The sequence below is a fragment of the Vibrio sp. PNB23_22_6 genome, assembly GCF_052877535.1.
On sequence record NZ_JBNFXP010000002.1, the window covers coordinates 100173 to 117676 of the forward strand.

Sequence of the window (17504 nt, forward strand, 5' to 3'; positions counted from 1 at the left end):
ATGGTGATTAAAACGAGCCAAATCCAGGGAAATCATCAAGCTTGCAACAAGTGTTATCATTACAACGGAGCGAGATTATAACATATCGCTGAAAATTTTCCTCATTTCAGTGATATTCGCCACTTTCATAGTTTGCTCTAGCAATGATCAACTACCCAATATCATTGCTACAGATAAAAACGCGAAGCGACTCAAACTTGGCTTCATCCCAAGTGTAGATTTGTGGGAGGAACCGTTTATCAATGGTACCTTGCTCGATGAAATTGACAGGGGTTACTGGCGCAATAGCAAAGAACTCTTCCAATTCAATGATGGCAACATCCGCGATAATTGGCCGCATTACTTGCAAGACAATGAACTAAAAGAAAAATAATCGCGTAAAAAAGAAAAGAACAACCAACGATGAGCTCAACCATGACCAAACTGACTGTATTTTACGATGGCACTTGTCCCTTATGCGCCAAAGAGATGAAAGCGCTAAAACAACGCGATGCCAAGCAGCAAATCAAAACCGTCGACATCTACAGTGAAACGTTCGCCGATTATCCGCAAATCGATCCCGAGCAAGCCAACAACATCTTGCATGCTCTCAACGAGAAAGGTGAACTGTTGTTTGGGCTGGATGTCACCTATCGCGCATGGCAATTGGTTGGTCAGGGTTGGTTATATGCCCCGCTACGTTGGCGAATTTTCAAACCTGCTGCAGACTGGCTTTACCTCAAGTTCGCCAATAACCGCTACCGAGTCTCATATTGGTTAACGGGCACCTCTCGTTGTAGCAATGGTGTTTGTTCTCGCAAATGATCGACATAACTTCGAAACCGTAAAAGACAGCGACGCCAAAACGTTGCTGTTTTTATTTCTGCTATCCTCAAACGACTTAGTTATAATGCCGCCAACTTAGCACCCATAAGGGCAAAAAAGATGATTATCATGACCACCAATTTCGGTGACATCGAGATTGAACTGAATCTAGAACGAGCGCCAGTTAGCTCAAAGAACTTCAAAAAATACTGTGAAGATGGCTTCTACGACGGCACCATTTTCCATCGCGTTATCGACGGCTTCATGATCCAAGGCGGCGGTCACACTGAAGATATGGCAGAAAAGCCAACGCGTGCGCCAATCGCGAATGAAGCAAACCGTGGTCTAAAGAACCTTGTTGGCACCATCGCAATGGCACGTACTGACGCACCGCACTCTGCAACGGCACAGTTCTTCATTAACCTAGAAGACAATGATTTCCTAGATCACACAGCAACCACCAATCTAGGCTGGGGTTACGCGGTGTTTGGCAAAGTGACCGCGGGTATGGATGTCGTAAAACGCATCGCGAAAGTGAAAACGACCTCTAAACTTGGTCACGATGATGTGCCATGCGATCCAATCATTATTGAGAAAGTGACGATCAGCGAATAAGCACATTCGCCTCTTCGGAGACATCGTCACTATAAATCGATAAAAGCGCCTAACGTCTTATGACTTAAGCGCTTTTTGTTTTAGTTGCTGAAGCAAATGAGCTGCGAGTTTACAGTGTAAAGCGTGAGCAGCTCTAGTGATTGCATCCCTTTAAACAAACGTTGAGATGCACGGCTCACAGAGAGCTTAGTTTCTCCAACGTGCACAAACATTCTTCCACTAAAGTCTTTGTTTACTTTTTACTTTTTACTTTTTTATACACTTACACCGCGCTTGAACGGTGCACTGGCCGGAACTGTTCGGGGTTAAGCTGCCCTATCAACTCTTTCAACGATGTGCGAATCAAATACTCCTGCACTTTGCCTTGTCCTTGTTGGGCATACACGAAAACGAATTTTTCTTCTGCTTTGAAGTACAACACGTCAGATGTGGCGATCAGATGAATGTCTTCCCCTTGCGTCGCTTTGATCCACTGAGGGTATTGCGGCGTTTGTGGAGCTTCGATTCTCCAGTTTATCTGACGCTGTATCCAACCATCATCATGACAAAGAACAAAGACGACTCTTGGTTTGGTCTGATTCGTACCTTGCTGCCAGCGTTACTGGCAGCGATCGCGGCGTTGGTGGTAACCGAAGTGTTTTACTGCATCCATTTGTGGTTTGGCCATTAGTCTGTACTTATTCGACTTTATGCGCTGCCGAGCAACCACCCCGGCTAAAAAAAGGCCAGATGCTAATGCCAACCTTTAACTGGATCCTGATTGTGGTATTTGCTCAGCACATCACCATGGTGACTTTGTTCCCTGTTGAACGTGAAGGCAAGCCACCAGTATTTAAGGAAGAACCAGTCACGTTTGAAAGCCGAGCGATCTCATTGGCGTTGATTGGTCTTGGTGAGGCGTTCTTGATGATTGTGGACATCATCTCTGCAACGTTCTGTTTGGTGCCATGCTTCCTATTCATATTGATATGACGAGTAGTGACCTTGGTTTAGAAAGTACCGTCCTGCGTGCTTGGGAGCTTTCTGTAACGCTGTTCATCTTGTATGCCTTACATCACCTCACACATAAACCTGTATTCAGCTCCACAAAATAATCCCCCAAGCCAAGAGTGCAGCGTTGTACTCTTGGTAATCCTCCTCTCTCTTAAGCCTTAAGAGAATAAAATACACATCCTTGTTATAAAAAGTGTGGCGAAAAACGTAAGGCTGGTGTATTTATCCGTCCACGACTTTCCTAGTCAGCTTATCCAAACAGACGGTGCCGCCCCCTCCCCTTTACACACCTTTGCGTCGTGTCTGTTACTTCCGAATTGGATTCTTAGCATTGGATTAGTTTGAACTCGCAGAGTTCTGTTATTTTCGCCTCGCACATGGGCGTTATTAGGTTATAGAAAATGAACAAGCGTTTCTTTCCTAGGATTGATTTGCCATTATTACTGGCGATCATTCCGCTCATGCTTCTCAGTTCACTCACTCTCTGGAGTGCCAGTGGTTTTAGCGAAGCAATGCTCTTTAAACATCTTGCACGTTGCGCACTCACACTCATGTGTATTTTAGTAATGTCATCGATTCCAGCGAGCACTTACCAGCGTTCTGCCCCGTATCTATACCTTGTGGCGGTGGCTTTATTGCTCGCCGTTGCGTTGTTTGGTGACAGCACCAATGGCTCTCAGCGCTGGCTTGATATCGGATTCTTCCGTTTCCAACCTTCAGAGCTGATCAAACTGTCCATCCCCATCATGATCGCGTGGATGCTACACATTGAAGGCGGGCGACCCGATGTTCGCAAAATCGCTCTGTGCTTATTGATCACCTTGATTCCTTCGGGCTTGATAGCCCTGCAACCCGACTTAGATGGTGCGATATTCACAGTAATCTATGCGCTGTTTGTTTTGTTCTTCGCAGGGATGAGCTGGAAGATCATTGGTGGCTTTGTAGTCACTATTCTGACTCTAGTACCTATTCTGTGGTTCTTTGTCATGGAGTCGTATCAAAAAAGCCGTGTTACTCAGTTCTTAAATCCAGAATCCGATCCCCTTGGTTCGGGCTACCAAATCATTCAGTCACTGATTGCGATTGGTTCTGGCGGACTGAAAGGCAAAGGCTGGATGAACGCCACCCAAGGCACATTAGGCTTTATTCCAGAAAGCCATACTGATTTCATTTTTTCAACCTATGCAGAAGAATGGGGCTTTATTGGCTGTACGGTGTTGTTAGCACTGTACTTGTTCATTACCGCGCGGGTGATGCTGCTGGCGTGCCAATCTGAGCACTTCTTTGGTCGCCTTGTGAGTGGCGCACTGGCGATGAGCTTCTTCCTGTACGCATTCATCAATACAGGCATGGTCAGCGGCTTACTACCGGTAATGGGTAGCCCACTGCCATTCTTCAGTTATGGTGGTACCGCCATGTTGACTCAAGGTATCTGTTTTGGCGTGATCATGTCGCTGTGTTACTCCAAATACCGCAACACCTAAACGCGAGTCACAACAGAGAAGACAAGTAACACGATCAAAAAAGGCTTCCCGAGGGAAGCCTTTTTTACAACTGGAGAATCAAATTATAGTTCGCCGTTGTGGTATACCTGTTGAACGTCGTCACAGTCATCTAGAAGGTCTAGGAACTTCTGGAATTTCTCAGCGTCTTCACCCGCCACTGGCGTATGAGTTTGAGGAACGAATGTAATTTCTTCAACATCGATCGTTAGATCTGGGAATGCCGCATTAAGTGCAGTTTTCGTTTTGAAGAACTCAGTGTGCGGTGCAAATACCGTGATCACGCCGTCTTCTAGTTCAACGTCTGTTACATCCACATCTTCCATCATTAGCGTTTCTAGGATGATTTCATCATCTTCGCCTTTGAACTGGAACACTGCTTGGTGGTCGAACATGTGAGAAACTGAACCTTCAACCCCAATTTTCGCACCTGTTTTAACAAAACATTGGCGAACGTCTTGGAAAGTACGGTTACCGTTGTCTGTTAGACAGTCAACAATCACACTTGTGCCACCAGGGCCAAAACCTTCGTAACGTGCAGGTGCGTAATCTTCACCGCCACCGCCGTTCGCTTTATCGATCGCTTTTTCGATAACGTGTGCAGGTACTTGGTCTTTTTTCGCTTTAGTGATCAGGTGCTTCAGAGCCAAGTTCATGTCTGGATCACCGCCACCGTTTTTCGCGCACATGTAAATTTCTTTACCGTATTTGGAATAAACTTTAATTTTTGCGCCTGCAGTTTTCGCCATAGAGGCTTTGCGCACTTCAAAACTTCTTCCCATCGGGATGTCTCTCTAAATTTAATTTTAATGCGAAGGATTTTAGCAAAAAGCGAAACTGTTTCCATTTCGCCCTGCAAAGGAATGGGGAGGCAACCTCATTCGCCGCTGTGGTTCACACCAGAGCCACGATCCGCTTTACGCGACACCCATTACTCGTTTGTACTTCTCGACTGACTGTTGAAAAAATGCTTTTTCATCAGCGTCGTAAATCTTAGACAACTGTTCTTCTATCGCCTCAGGGCCAGATTTGGCCTCTCTGAGCTTCCAAACCAGAAACGATGCTTGTTTATCAAGTTCGATTCTGTTCTTCTCGTCAGGCGGTAATAGGGAAAGGTTGAACGACATTTACAGCCTCAAGGTACTTTAAATACTAGTCGAGTACTATAACACACGGACTTAACTTTGCAGAAGTGAAACACACTTATATTGATCAAATTCCAGTCGCTTTCTTCTTGATGGGGAGATTTATTGGTGTTTGTAGGTGAATTTATCCAGTTTAGCGTTCACGCATCATTGCGAAAATCGGACTTGTCTCCCCCTTGCAGCATGAGCGTATTCCCACATGAATCGAGGGAGACGTCAGAAAATGAAAAGGGCAGTCCTATGACTACCCCATGGTTCTAAATACCCCTGTGTAAGAGTTAGTGGATCAGACCAAGTTCCCTTGCTTCTTCAATGCTCAACCCGCTTTCACGGATCTCACGTAGCGCTTCAATGCGTCTTCTCGCTTCAGCTGACTTCACTATTTTCTCTGGCTTCACATTGGTTTCTTCTTCCGGTAATTCCCATTTGTGAGCGATGTGGGTCATCTCGTCATGGTCGATAGAATTAATGGACATATTTCCTCCGAACACACCATGTTTTCGATGAGTAATCTATAGCAAACCCAAAATGCGGAGGTAAGCAAAATTGTGGGGAAATGTGACCACTCCCGACCTTTCATCAAGTCGTTAATAAATTCATCATTTAACTTTTGCCAAAAGCATTCTTAACGATTAAATTTGAAAGATTCCCCTATCAAAAGTGAGCCGATCTAGCTCTCATTTTGCTTATTATCAACAGCAAACAATGCCTTTTACAGCTGCTCACGTTCAACGCTTCTTGCCATTCTCTCACTCACATCAGTTAACCTTCCTAACAAGCTTACGCTTACCTACACGACAAACAGTAACTGAACTCACTTACTCATCAGTCAACTAAGCCAAACTCTACTTAGCGTCCACCGTCATAGCACTCATGCCAATGTTTCATAGCCCATTTGGAAACTTTGCTCAAAATGAGCCAAACTCTTTTAAAGACTCGCCTAAAAGCGGATCACATTGGATAAACCACTCGGTAAAACAAACGACTGAGGTAACACAATGGAATTGAAAAGCTGGCAAGATCTCATTTCAAGTTGGTACGAAAATAGGAAGCATGATCAAGTTGAAAGATTAGAAACGATCTTATCTCAAGCACCGGAGTCTGTATTTGGGCCAGATCTTACCGATCAACAGAGCAAAGCAATCGCATGTTGGTTAGATGGTTATCTCCGAGTGTTTCAACACGCTCGATATCAAGACCAGCAAAAAGCTTATCAAAGCCTGCTGTATGCGAGCGCTAAACTTGAACAAACCGCTTGCCAATCAATGACTGATCTACATATTAAAGATTGGTGCTTAAAGCGTTTGCAACACTTAACTGTATTAGCGCTAGAGTTTTGCAATCAACAAAATGATCAAACTAAGTGGCAGCAACATGCTAATAAGATGATCGAGTCACATGTGGCTTTGATGCGTGCAATGAACTGGAATGAAGCTTGGAAAAATGATCTAAGATTACGTCATTAGCCCGGAAAAATGATCAAGATAAAATATAACCTCGTAATACTGGCTTGATCGGCAAATGATTTGGTTTGTCAACGTGGTGAAAATTTGTTGCTCTCGTGGCTCTAAGTGCCAAAATTCAGATAAAAAAAAGCGAGTTTCTTGAGGAGAAACTCGCGAAGTCTATTCAGAATGAATGTAACAATATGAGCCAATCTATCTAATCATCAGAAAGGACAAAAAGGTTGTCTATTCGGGATAAATATTAATCCGAGCCCCAACCCATAATGTCATTGATTTGTTAGAGTTAAGTCTGATTTCCATCAGTGCAATTCATTGTTACATTCTGAATCAATTCGTCACGTTTATTGCTCAATAAACATCCAAAAAATTCATATTAAATGGCCATCTCATCAAGTGCTCTTAATACCATCTCGTCCATATGACCATCAAAAATCTGGCGACATACTTTCCGTCGAACGGCTAACCCTGCAATCAAACGTTCTATGGTCAAATGTTTCACGTCGTTTTGATTGTTAAACAGCTCTACCGTTTTACTCAATGTTTCGTATGGTAGTGGCTCTTCTCCAACTCTTAACCAATCAAGCTTCTCAATGAACTCAGAACACTCTTCTTTGATCGAGGCATAGGAATGCCCTGTCATTGCTGATAAAGCCATTACGCTGCGTTCTAGAGCCTCTGGAGAGGTGTATTTAGAGAGAGTAATCGTGATCTCATCAGCGTTGATCTCTACTAAATGTTTTTTCTGCTTCACACGACGACCCAAATTACCGCGTGGAGATGGTGCTTTGCGCTGAATAGGCTCAAATTCACCATCAATGATACCTGAGAGTTCTTCTAGTTGTTGTCTCGTTACCATCTCATTACGAAGTGGGTTTGGTAACGTAGGGGCCATGTTACGTTTACCAGCGTTCGTCGTGCGCGCGCGGGAGTAACGAAGTACCTCTTCGACATCACATTTGATGTCAATTTGGTAATCCACCACTTTTCCGTTCTCGATCATCGTTTCAATTGTGAGGTGGTAACCCCACAAATTCACCACAAAAAGATCTTCTGTCCCTTTACCATCGGACAAGCGTTTTAGTTCACGGATCAGATCCATTGAAAAACGACGCCATTCGATATTGCGCGCTAATTTCTGATTTAGCTCGCTCAGCAGCATACAATCCGTATGTCTGCGCACCATACGACTACGGAAAAATGAGTACATCTGAAACACTAAAGTATGCTGTTTCAGAATTTCAGGCGGGAACAAGAAGAAATAATCACGAGTCAGTAACTCTTCGTAAAACGATGGCTCCCAAACCAAGATATACAAATTTGGTTTAATACGTATCTCACCATCACTGCCTTCAACGGGGGCTTCTTCTGATGCTGTAATGGTTCGTGCGATAAAACGGAAACGATCACTTTTAAAGCCTTCTGGCATATTTTCACTTAGCCAGCGACCGGTAAGTTCATGCAATTGAAAATCGGTAAATTCAATACGATCAATACTGTCACGAATTGAATCACGCGCAGGTCCACTGTCTTTCTTGCCGCGGAGGGACAAAATATCGGTGATATATAACGGCGTTTTATTGGGGACGTGTGCAGCATCCATGTGGTACTGATCTTTATGATGATCATGATACTGCACTGTTAACGTGAACAGCGCAAATAGGGTCATTAGATCGTCAACCGTCATGATGTTTTTCGATGATCGAGTTTCAATCACCGCTTTGGTGCCAGAGATCGACACCATAGATTTCTGGTAGCTTTTGCGAGTGCGAGGAGGTGCGAGAGCTTGATCAATGATCCCTGCCCAATTGGTTGGTGAAACGATAAATTGATCGGCTTCATCCTTCATCATTGGGGGGGTATTTAAACCATGTTCATTCAACAATCGTTTATTGACTTGTGTTTGTGCTAACGCTTTAGAGCGCTTTTGCTTCTCGTTTTGCCGAACTTTTTCTGTCACTAAGCTGGTGGCTCCTAGGACTGAGATAAGCTGATTCGGATTCACAAACTTATGTAACATCGTTTTGCCAGCCAAACCTTCCTCAAAACGAACTGGCGTTTGCGTAAACAACCCAATATTAACAGCTGCTCGCAAACGTTGCTGAAGTGCCGCACGAGTCAATTGACCGTCTGTTGCTTCGACAATTTCAGTGGTAGACACTAATCCATCTTTGCTACTGAAGCCTCGAAGTGAAATCAGATTAAGCAACTCTAGGATACTTTTAGTTACCCCTTTGAAATATTGGTATTGCTCAACCCAATCTGTCGAAGATTCGTGAATTTCAAAAAGGTGCCCATCCTTATGGCTTCTAGGCGCTTTAATCAGAACTTTTTCATCAGAGCTCATTTTAGATCCAGATCTCACTAGCCGTAGTTTTGCTATGTTTCCGAAGGATAAAGAAAAATAGATCATAAATAAAGAAAAATTCTTTGTTTTTAATTAACTGATCTTTTTGATTAATCTGATCTTAATTGATTATATGATCTAATGATCTGGACGGATTTGTGTGTGCAATTCATTGTTTTTATGCGATATTTTTTTATTGGCTTCGGAACTATGATCATACGCTTATCGAAACCATGATCAACACAATAAGGAAAGCATGATCATAAACTCTCGTAAGCATGATCATTGGAACTCTGAAAAGATGATCAAAATAGGTTCGAAACGATGATCATGACATTTATACAACTTATCCACAGAACTCCGTCATTGATTGGAATGAACCTACCCCGTTGCGTTGTGTGTAAGCGTGTTTTATACCGGGAACGATGATCAAGAGAATGCTATTTCATCTTTCGTTTGAACGAATCGAGTGGAAATTATCCAATTGTTGAAAAGTTCGCCGTTTTTCAGTTCTTTCATTGTTGATAACGCATTATGAGCAAATGAACGGAAGCATGATCATGATAGTTGTATTGCACATCTTTGAGATCGCTTTTTCCATCGTTCCGTGTTTTCTCTCTTCATTATCTCTTTAGCCCCCGGTCTATCTGCATTCGACCGTAAGTTGTCTTATAAATATCATGCTTCCGGCGTGTAAATTCACTTGATCATTTTTCCGAGAAATTGATCTCAACCAAATATAGCGTCTGGATGTAGGTTGGACGGTATGTCCCTTGATCATGCTTTCCGAATTAACCTACCTATCGGAAGCATGATCATGAATAATCCTTGATCATTCTTCCCTTGTAAATTGAGCTTTCTAACGTAAATCACATTGGACACATGATCAAGGTTCGATGCATGCGTCACTTTGCTTTCATTAAAGTTAGATTAGGTTCATTTCACATTATCCGTAATTTAGGTCACTGTTATAATCGTTCCGGGAATATGACCTATTTACATTGTAAATAAGTGACAGTGTGACATTTCTGTTTCATTCAAAGTTTCGATGTCTTACTCGAAGATTTTTGATTAAGATTCGTCATGCTTTTACATTTAAAACATAAAATAGAAGTTTGTAACTATTTTTTATGTGATTGTTGTTCAAAATGTTTGTGCACCTTTTTGTTGTTTTTTGATTGCTGTGCTGTACAATTGAGCCCAGATATCTTTCCAACGGAATTTGGCATGAAAAGAGAAAAAACGATTGAAAATCTTCTGGAGTTAGCGGAACTGACGCAACAAGTTCAAGCTGACCGTATTGAGATTGTTTTGGAAGAGCGAAGTGACAACTACTTCCCACCAATGTCTAAAGCAATGATGGAAACCCGCTCAGGTTTAACACGCCGTAAGCTGGATGAAGCTATCGGTAAAATGGAAGCAGAAGGCCATCAATTTACAAAGAATAATGCCAACCATTATTCCATTACTTTAGAAGAAGCTCACATGCTAATGGATGCGGCGGAAGTGCCAAAATTCCATGAGCGTAAAAAAAACTTGGATAACAAACCGTGGATCATTAACGTACAGAACCAAAAGGGCGGTACGGGAAAATCGATGACAGCGGTGCATTTGGCGGCATGTTTAGCGCTTAACTTAGATAATCGCTACCGTATTTGTTTGATTGACCTTGATCCTCAAGGTTCATTGCGTTTATTCCTAAACCCACAAATTAGTGTGGCTGAGCATGACAATATCTACTCAGCAGTTGATATTATGCTGGGTAACGTACCCGACGGTGTGGAAATCGATCGAGAATTCCTACACAAAAATGTATTGTTACCAACGCAATACCCGAACTTGAAGTCGATTTCTGCTTTTCCAGAAGACGCTATGTTTAACGCAGAAGCGTGGCAAACGTTGTCAGAAGACCCGTCGTTGGACATCGTGCGTCTGCTAAAAGAGCAGTTGATTGACAAGATCTCCAATGATTTTGATGTGATCATGATTGATACTGGTCCACACGTTGACCCATTGGTTTGGAATGCGATGTACGCGTCTAACGCGTTATTAATTCCATGTGCGGCAAAACGCCTTGACTGGGCTTCAACGGTAAACTTTTTCCAGCACTTGCCAACGGTTTACGAGATGTTCCCTGAAGATTGGAATGGTCTTGAATTCGTTCGATTGATGCCGACAATGTTTGAAGACGATAATAAGAAGCAAGTTTCGGTTTTAACTGAAATGAACTATCTTCTTGGTGACCAAGTTATGATGGCCACTATCCCTCGTAGCCGTGCATTTGAAACTTGTGCTGACACTTACAGTACGGTTTTTGATTTGACGGTAAGTGATTTCGAAGGGGGTAAGAAAACGCTCGCGACAGCACAAGATGCGGTTCATAAGAGCGCGCTTGAACTTGAAAGGGTATTGCACTCTAACTGGCCGTCATTGAATCAAGGGTAATTAGTAAATGGCATTGAAAACGTCTGAATTAAACGCAAAATTATTTGGTAAAACCAATAAGCGTCGTGTCGCGACACCTCAAGAGGCGCAAACCGCGGCAAAAGACAAAGCGCAAGTGATTGAACTTGCTGTTGCAGGTGAGGGTACTGTTCAGTTTGAACTGGTCCGTATTCCTGCAGATAAAGTGGCAACGGATACGACGGTTTTTGCTGAGAATGCTCGTGAACAATCATTCTTGAATGAGCATGCTCTCTCGGATGTCCTGGCGACATTGAAAGAACGTGGTCAACAGTACCCTGCTGTTGGTCGTCGTACAGCGGATGGAAAAATAGAAGTTCTCGACGGTAGTCGTCGTCGTATGTCATGTATTTTGGCTGGAAAGGATTTCTTGGTTTATGTTGGTGAAGGTATCAATACAAGCCATGCCAAATTTCTTTCTGACGTGGCGAATGCACACAAACCACTCTCGCTTTATGAGAAAGGCAAAGAGATGCAAGCTAAGCTAGAAAGTGGCGAAGCGGAAGACCAAAAAGCACTGGCAAAGATGTTCCAGTGCAGTGAAGCTTTGGTCAGTGGTGCATTGAAAGCCGCATCTTTACCTCGTGAGTTGTTACAAGCTTACCCTAATGTGGGTGATCTTGGTCGTCCAACAATTGTAAAACTGCACAAACAATTCTCGATGCTCGCACCTGAACATCAACAAGATTTGCTTGATAAATGTCGTACTTCTGAAGGGTTCTTATGGCAACGCAGTAGCGCTCAAGGTGTGGCTCGTTTGACCAAAGAGGTGACCGAAAGCCTTGAAAGTTGGATTGCAGAATTATCACCAGCTAAAGCGAGCAAAAAGGCGGATAAGGTTGAGCTAGTTAAAGGCCGCGCAAGCTACAGTCGTAAAGGCAGTAATTTGGCATTGCACCTTAAGAAAGTCGACGACAGCTTGATCGAAGAAATCTTAGCGTTTGTACAAAGTAAAATGCAATAGATTGTTTTTATTAATAACCGCCCTAGGGCGGTTTTTTTATGTCTTTTAATTCCCCGCTTGTGATGAATCACGGCTTAACAAAGATGTGATAACATGGCGCCAGTTCAATATTGGATAGACGCTATGCACGCACAATCTGAATTCCTTTCTCAACTGCAGTTTCAATCTCGACTCGCTTTTCAGCGTACTGGTGTGGTTCTTCAAGGTGATGCAACTTGGCAAGATGAGTTGATTTCGTTTTTTTATCAAACTAAAAAACCAACACAGCAAGAACAATGGTTCTGTGTTGGGAATTGGCGGTTGGATGATGCCCTTTGCGTAAACTCGAAACAGGGCAATATGTTACTTGGGAGAGAGTGCGACGTATTGTTATTTGATGCGAGAGAAGAGTTTGATGCGAACAGCTTTACTGCATCTCTGGGTGCGTTAGTTGGTGGAGGTTTGCTGATTGTTGTTACTCGAGAGCAAGAGATAATGAATCAAGCGCAGCGGTGGATGCAAATTCAGTGGCAGAAGTTGGTGGTTATTGAACAAAATCATCCACTACCCAAACTCCCACCGTTTACTCACACACCAAGAGAAACCCAGTATACCGAACAGGCCAAAGCGATTTCTCTTGTTGAGAATGTCGTGAATGGGCACCGCAAACGACCGCTCGTACTAACGGCCGATCGTGGGCGAGGAAAAAGCAGTGCATTAGGAATGGCTTGTGCGCGACTGCTTCAGCAGAAACCGTTGAAAATTTTGCTTACAGCGCCTTCGATTAAAGCGGTCGAACCCGTCTATCAACATGCATTGCGTTTGCTTGAGAGCGCACAACGCATAAAGAAAGACAGATTAGAAATAGGCTTAGGTTACATTCAATTTGTCGCGCCAGATGATTTATTATCTTCATTGCCGGATTGCGATCTACTTTTGATTGATGAAGCCGCTGCTATTCCTGTGCCGTTGCTCAAACAAATTACCGTTCACTATCATCGTTTAGTGTTTTCTAGCACGATACATGGTTATGAAGGTTGTGGAAGAGGATTCTCACTTAAGTTTGTTGAGTGGTTAAACACGCAAAGACCAGGGATGAAAACCTGCCATCTGCAACAACCGATCCGTTGGTCTGCAAACGACAAACTAGAGTCGTGGTTGTATCAGGCGTTTTTGTTGAACGCTGAGTTGACAGATATCGACGCGGTTAAAAACGATGACATCTTATTGTCCAAAGTCGGCAAATCCGAGTTGGTTTCTAATCCTTCCGTTTTGAATGCGTGTTTTGCTCTACTGGTTAATGCCCACTATCAGACATCCCCAAATGATTTAATTCACCTGCTGCAAGACGAAAGTTGCGAGGTTCATATTGCAAAAAAACAAGAGCACATTATTGGTGTCGTGCTCACGGTAGAAGAAGGTAATCTTGATGATGAACTGATTCGTGATGTTCAGCTTGGGAAGCGTCGGCCAAAAGGGCATTTAGCGCCAATTACGATTGTTAACCAACTGGGCTACCCGCAAGTTGGGAAGCTTTCAACTCAGCGTATTATGCGTATTGCGGTTCATCCCAAATTGCAAGGTAATGGCATTGGCCAGTCTATTTTGAAACAATTCGAACAGTCGCTCGCCCCACACATTTCTTATCTCTCCACTAGTTTTGGTGCGACTGAGGAGTTGATCCACTTCTGGCAGAAGTCGGGTTATCAAGCGATTCGTTTGGGTACAATGCGTGATGCGGCGAGTGGGTGTTATTCGTTGTTAATGGTCAGGTCGTGTGGTCCATCAACCCAACCTTGGATTCAACAAGCGGAGATGTTGTACAAGGAGCTTCTCTCTTCGACCACGAATCAGGTTTATCCAAAATTAGAACCTGCACTATTTCGCGCTCTATTTTGGTATCCCTTTGGTGGCATTCAATTGCATCCTATCAAGCTTAATTTGATTTCTTGCTATACCCAAGGTGGGAACAGTTATGAATCTGTTTCAGTTTGGATTCAGCAATGGTTACTTCTGAATGGGCTTGAGGCGGTATCTGATTTTGTTATTGCTAAAGTATTTTTTGCTCAAGATTGGAGTGAATGCGCGAAACAGTTTGGGTATTCTGGCCGTAAACAAGCTGAGCAGAAATTTCGCCAAGAATTAAAAAATTGCTTTCAAAATTTACAGTGTAAATACGATTAAGTGTAAATTTACACTGTAAAGGTAAACGAAAGAAGGAGAGGGTTTACACTGTAAATCCTCTTTTTTTATATTACGGTAACTCCGTCCCAAGAGATTGACTGCTGGTGAAGTTTACAGTGTAAATGACCTTGTTATAAAACAGACGGTGAGTGCTTTCTTACGAAAAGAAAATTGCGCCTCTCGCAAAACGGTAAGAAGAAAAGCAAGATTTCGTCTTTAGTGATGTGAGCCTGATTATCAACAAGCGGCTGTTTGTGGGCAATGAGAATTTGGTTAGACTGAAGCTGTGGATGAAACGCGAATGGTTTGGGTATGTGGAAGCTGTGTCTTGAGTGGTCAGAAGACAAAACAAAAATTTTTGCCCGTCTTCCGGGAGATGTTGATCTTGGAAGTGAGCTAAACCTTAAAGAGTTACCGGAACAACTTCTATCGATGTCAGCAACGAATGTGTTTGTTGATGAGGAAGCAGTTATTAGGTTTATTAATTGTGCGCGAGAACGTAAGTCTGAGGCGTACGATGGAATGTTGATTGCAGCAATGAAGAACGCTCGTGTGGATGTCGAGCTTACCAACAATGACATGTTAGCTTGTATGATAGTGACTGGTGCGTATGGCGGACGAGGATTACGTGGCGCGGAAATAGTGCAAGCGTTAACAAACGCGAGAGTCAAGAAAGGCATCAACAAGCTAGCCTTAAAGAAAGTGATGGTGGTCAGCAACCAACTTAAGCCAGGGGAGACATTTTCTCAGCCTGTCGCTATCGGTAAACAAGCGATTAAAGGTAAGGACGCGTGTTTCACTCCACTTGTCAAAGATATCGCCAAACGGATTCTAAAACCCAAACAAGGCCAAGCCGCTAGCGAAAAAATGGATTTGCGAAACTTAGGCGAAACCATCGCTGTGGATATTGGTGATGAGGTTATGCGTCGTACGCCAGCTACTAAGGGTACGCCAGGTTATACGGTTCAAGGTCGTATCATTCCACCACAAGCTGGAAAAGACAGCCCAATGAAGGCCGGTAAGGGGACTCAAATTTGTAAAGATGATCCCAACTTACTCGTTGCGACCGTTTCGGGAACCCCGCTCATTAAGGATAAAACGATAGAAGTGGACAATGCACTTTGTCTGAACAGTGTTGGCGTCAATACCGGACACGTGAAGTTTAAAGGCAATGTGATCATCGGCGGCAATATTGAATCAGGCATGATAGTACAAGCGACGGGCTCGATTACTGTTGGTGGGTTTATTGAATCGGCGAGTGTCCAAGCACAGGGTGATATTCAAGTAGGAAAAGGCATTATCGGACGCACGGTGAGTGATGGTCAGCCAAAGAGTTGCAAGATTAAAAGTAAAGGTTCAATTCGTGCGAGTTACGCTCAGTATTGTGACTTGCATGCATTTGAAGATATTGATTTAGCCGTACACAGCATGAACAATACCATTCATTGCGGGCGTAATCTCACCGTTTTGGATGCCCGTGGCGCCCACGGTACATTGAGTGGTGGCGAGGCAAAGGTCGGTGCAAAAGTGTTGTGTTCTCAACTTGGTGTAGAAGGCGATACGGCAACGAAAGTAGAAGCGTTTGCTAGTTATTTTGGGTTCAAAGAACGTATTGCTCATTTGAAAGAGACATACAAGCAGGCGCAAGAGGGAACGATGGATGTGATTCGAAAAGAGCTCGAATTTAAAAAACGTCCTAAATTGGAGCGGTCTGAGAACGAACTACATCAAATTGAACAGGCGAAAGTGGCGAACAATGCGCGCCTTGATGAAGTACGACAAAAGCTGGAACACACTGAGACCGAATTTGAGTTGGCGCTTGAAGACTGTATCGTGGAGGCAAAAGATAAGGTTTTTACCCGCGTAACGGTGAAGTTTGGTGACGAGCACGTGATAACTAAACGTGCGTACGGTGGTTGCACCTTTAGCTTCAATCAATACGAAATTAGAGTTTCAGCGACGTTTGATGAAGAAGATATAGCGGTTTGATCCATTCATTTAGCACTCTTCGGTAAAAGAGCGTATTAACATCGGCACTGCAAATAACCTTCATCGCTTTCTTGATATGGTCTAGTGGCCAGTTCCACCATTGTATTTCTAGTCGCTTAATGATAGTCGCTTCATCGACGCGTTGTCGTACTATGTGGTTATTTCCGACCACGATTGACTAAGGTGGCACATTTTTGGTGATAACCGCACGCGCCCCAATGACGCACCCATGCCCAATATTTACGCCTGGCATGATCATCGCATCTGTACCAATCCAGACATCATTGCCGATAATTGTATAATCTGTTCGTTCGAAGCCACTTTGAACATCGTGTCCAAACTCATCTGGTGAGAAGGTGAATGTTGAAATTCAATCAACGCGATGATCTGATTGCCTGCTATCAAAACCGTTGCTTCGAAAGCGAATGAGTAAAACTTACCAATGATAAGTTTATCGATCTCTCCGAATATATCACTTTGCCATATTTCTTGCGTGACGTTATCAGCGAGTTATTTACGGTTGGCATGATCTCTGGATGTCTTTCCGTGTTAAAAGTCAGACCAATTGCTATATTCGCCGACGATAATATTGGGATTAGAAATATTATCTTTGATCACTTACCTTACTAACCAAGAATAAAAAACTCATTTACTTTTTCTCGACACTTTTCGATGGTTCGATTTTAGTGCTTCTATGTCCTTTATTATATAAACCCAAATCAAGCACTCGAGCTTATCGACATGGTGTGGTTAGTGAAGCAATCTTATAGTTGATAGAAGGGTATGAGTTAGAGTGTCATGAATTACGTTGGTACGCTCTGTGTTTGCTTACAGCGGACTTTAACCATGACGAAGGCGTATACTTCCAATGTTCCTCATTCCGTGGTGACTGATAAAGAACGGAGTGAAGGGATAAATTTACACTGTAAACTATACACAAATAATGCTCACTGAACTAAACACCTTGCAATCTAACGTTTAGTCTTCATTTCGTTTGTCGTTGTGGTGGGTTAAACGGAAAACGCTAATAACCTATTGAGAAGCCATAGATATTCT

General features: G+C 43.2%; 12 protein-coding genes and 4 pseudogenes. 9 read left to right on the plus strand and 7 right to left on the minus strand.

Translation table 11 applies throughout. The features are described 5' to 3' along the window. Positions 1-151: 151 nt before the first annotated feature. Positions 152-340, minus strand: coding sequence for a hypothetical protein (locus tag ACVA54_RS02240; protein WP_253252658.1), 189 nt, complete (start codon positions 338-340; stop codon positions 152-154). A gap of 74 nt (positions 341-414) precedes the next feature. Here ACVA54_RS02240 and ACVA54_RS02245 point away from each other — a divergent pair, with 74 nt between their 5' ends. Next, positions 415-804: a thiol-disulfide oxidoreductase DCC family protein gene (locus ACVA54_RS02245; protein ID WP_119464199.1), complete on the plus strand. Its 390-nt coding sequence runs from the start codon at positions 415-417 to the stop codon at positions 802-804. A 120-nt stretch (positions 805-924) separates the two neighbouring features. After that, positions 925-1419 carry a peptidylprolyl isomerase gene (locus ACVA54_RS02250; RefSeq protein ID WP_099078442.1) on the plus strand — a complete coding sequence of 165 codons (495 nt, stop codon included), beginning with the start codon at positions 925-927 and terminating at the stop codon, positions 1417-1419. Between the two features lie 143 nt (positions 1420-1562). Here ACVA54_RS02250 and ACVA54_RS02255 read toward each other — a convergent pair. Beyond that, positions 1563-1927: pseudogene (locus ACVA54_RS02255) on the minus strand (LytR/AlgR family response regulator transcription factor); the annotation flags it as partial. Here ACVA54_RS02255 and ACVA54_RS02260 point away from each other — a divergent pair. Continuing rightward, positions 1898-2513: pseudogene (locus ACVA54_RS02260) on the plus strand (DUF2955 domain-containing protein); the annotation flags it as partial. The pseudogenes ACVA54_RS02255 and ACVA54_RS02260 sit on opposite strands and share 30 nt — an antisense overlap. A gap of 300 nt (positions 2514-2813) precedes the next feature. Continuing rightward, a complete protein-coding gene (rodA, locus tag ACVA54_RS02265; protein WP_099078443.1) occupies positions 2814-3896 on the plus strand; it encodes a rod shape-determining protein RodA in 1083 nt (360 codons plus the stop codon). An 83-nt stretch (positions 3897-3979) separates the two neighbouring features. Here the strand turns inward: rodA and ACVA54_RS02270 are convergent, their stop codons facing one another. The 3 genes from ACVA54_RS02270 to ACVA54_RS02280 all read right to left on the minus strand — a co-directional run bounded on the left by ACVA54_RS02270 (position 3980) and on the right by ACVA54_RS02280 (position 5535). Then, positions 3980-4696: a YebC/PmpR family DNA-binding transcriptional regulator gene (locus tag ACVA54_RS02270; RefSeq protein ID WP_099078444.1), complete on the minus strand. Its 717-nt coding sequence runs from the start codon at positions 4694-4696 to the stop codon at positions 3980-3982. 135 nt (positions 4697-4831) lie between these two features. Continuing rightward, positions 4832-5041 carry a DUF3283 family protein gene (locus ACVA54_RS02275; RefSeq protein ID WP_099078445.1) on the minus strand — a complete coding sequence of 70 codons (210 nt, stop codon included), beginning with the start codon at positions 5039-5041 and terminating at the stop codon, positions 4832-4834. Between the two features lie 296 nt (positions 5042-5337). Beyond that, positions 5338-5535 carry a hypothetical protein gene (locus tag ACVA54_RS02280; protein ID WP_119464160.1) on the minus strand — a complete coding sequence of 66 codons (198 nt, stop codon included), beginning with the start codon at positions 5533-5535 and terminating at the stop codon, positions 5338-5340. A gap of 522 nt (positions 5536-6057) precedes the next feature. Between ACVA54_RS02280 and ACVA54_RS02285 the strand changes: the two genes are divergently transcribed. After that, positions 6058-6525: a transcriptional regulator gene (locus ACVA54_RS02285; RefSeq protein WP_099078447.1), complete on the plus strand. Its 468-nt coding sequence runs from the start codon at positions 6058-6060 to the stop codon at positions 6523-6525. A gap of 373 nt (positions 6526-6898) precedes the next feature. On the opposite strand, the gene ACVA54_RS02290 is transcribed toward ACVA54_RS02285, so the two are convergent. After that, a complete protein-coding gene (locus ACVA54_RS02290; protein ID WP_099078448.1) occupies positions 6899-8869 on the minus strand; it encodes a replication initiator protein RctB domain-containing protein in 1971 nt (656 codons plus the stop codon). Positions 8870-10096: 1227 nt separating this feature from the next. On the opposite strand from ACVA54_RS02290, the gene ACVA54_RS02295 reads away from it, so the two are divergent. From ACVA54_RS02295 to ACVA54_RS02310, 4 genes and pseudogenes are all read left to right on the plus strand, one after another. Then, on the plus strand, positions 10097-11314 hold the full coding sequence (locus tag ACVA54_RS02295) for an AAA family ATPase (RefSeq protein ID WP_099078449.1): 1218 nt from the start codon (positions 10097-10099) through the stop codon (positions 11312-11314). Positions 11315-11321: 7 nt separating this feature from the next. Next, positions 11322-12296 carry a ParB/RepB/Spo0J family partition protein gene (locus ACVA54_RS02300; RefSeq protein WP_099078450.1) on the plus strand — a complete coding sequence of 325 codons (975 nt, stop codon included), beginning with the start codon at positions 11322-11324 and terminating at the stop codon, positions 12294-12296. A gap of 123 nt (positions 12297-12419) precedes the next feature. After that, positions 12420-14449: pseudogene (locus ACVA54_RS02305) on the plus strand (tRNA(Met) cytidine acetyltransferase TmcA). Between the two features lie 322 nt (positions 14450-14771). Next, positions 14772-16448, plus strand: coding sequence for a DUF342 domain-containing protein (locus ACVA54_RS02310; protein ID WP_446619083.1), 1677 nt, complete (start codon positions 14772-14774; stop codon positions 16446-16448). Here the strand turns inward: ACVA54_RS02310 and ACVA54_RS02315 are convergent. Continuing rightward, positions 16405-17066: pseudogene (locus ACVA54_RS02315) on the minus strand (CatB-related O-acetyltransferase). The gene ACVA54_RS02310 and the pseudogene ACVA54_RS02315 sit on opposite strands and share 44 nt — an antisense overlap. Positions 17067-17504: the final 438 nt, after the last annotated feature.

Coding starts and splice junctions, on each gene's coding strand:
- ACVA54_RS02250 (WP_099078442.1), top strand. CDS start 925: ATGATTATCATGACCACCAATTTCGGTGACATCGAGATTGAACTGAAT.
- ACVA54_RS02285 (WP_099078447.1), top strand. CDS start 6,058: ATGGAATTGAAAAGCTGGCAAGATCTCATTTCAAGTTGGTACGAAAAT.
- ACVA54_RS02300 (WP_099078450.1), top strand. CDS start 11,322: ATGGCATTGAAAACGTCTGAATTAAACGCAAAATTATTTGGTAAAACC.
- ACVA54_RS02280 (WP_119464160.1), bottom strand. CDS start 5,535: ATGTCCATTAATTCTATCGACCATGACGAGATGACCCACATCGCTCAC.
- ACVA54_RS02240 (WP_253252658.1), bottom strand. CDS start 340: ATGCGGCCAATTATCGCGGATGTTGCCATCATTGAATTGGAAGAGTTC.
- ACVA54_RS02275 (WP_099078445.1), bottom strand. CDS start 5,041: ATGTCGTTCAACCTTTCCCTATTACCGCCTGACGAGAAGAACAGAATC.
- ACVA54_RS02310 (WP_446619083.1), top strand. CDS start 14,772: ATGTGGAAGCTGTGTCTTGAGTGGTCAGAAGACAAAACAAAAATTTTT.
- ACVA54_RS02245 (WP_119464199.1), top strand. CDS start 415: ATGACCAAACTGACTGTATTTTACGATGGCACTTGTCCCTTATGCGCC.
- ACVA54_RS02295 (WP_099078449.1), top strand. CDS start 10,097: ATGAAAAGAGAAAAAACGATTGAAAATCTTCTGGAGTTAGCGGAACTG.
- ACVA54_RS02270 (WP_099078444.1), bottom strand. CDS start 4,696: ATGGGAAGAAGTTTTGAAGTGCGCAAAGCCTCTATGGCGAAAACTGCA.
- rodA (WP_099078443.1), top strand. CDS start 2,814: ATGAACAAGCGTTTCTTTCCTAGGATTGATTTGCCATTATTACTGGCG.
- ACVA54_RS02290 (WP_099078448.1), bottom strand. CDS start 8,869: ATGAGCTCTGATGAAAAAGTTCTGATTAAAGCGCCTAGAAGCCATAAG.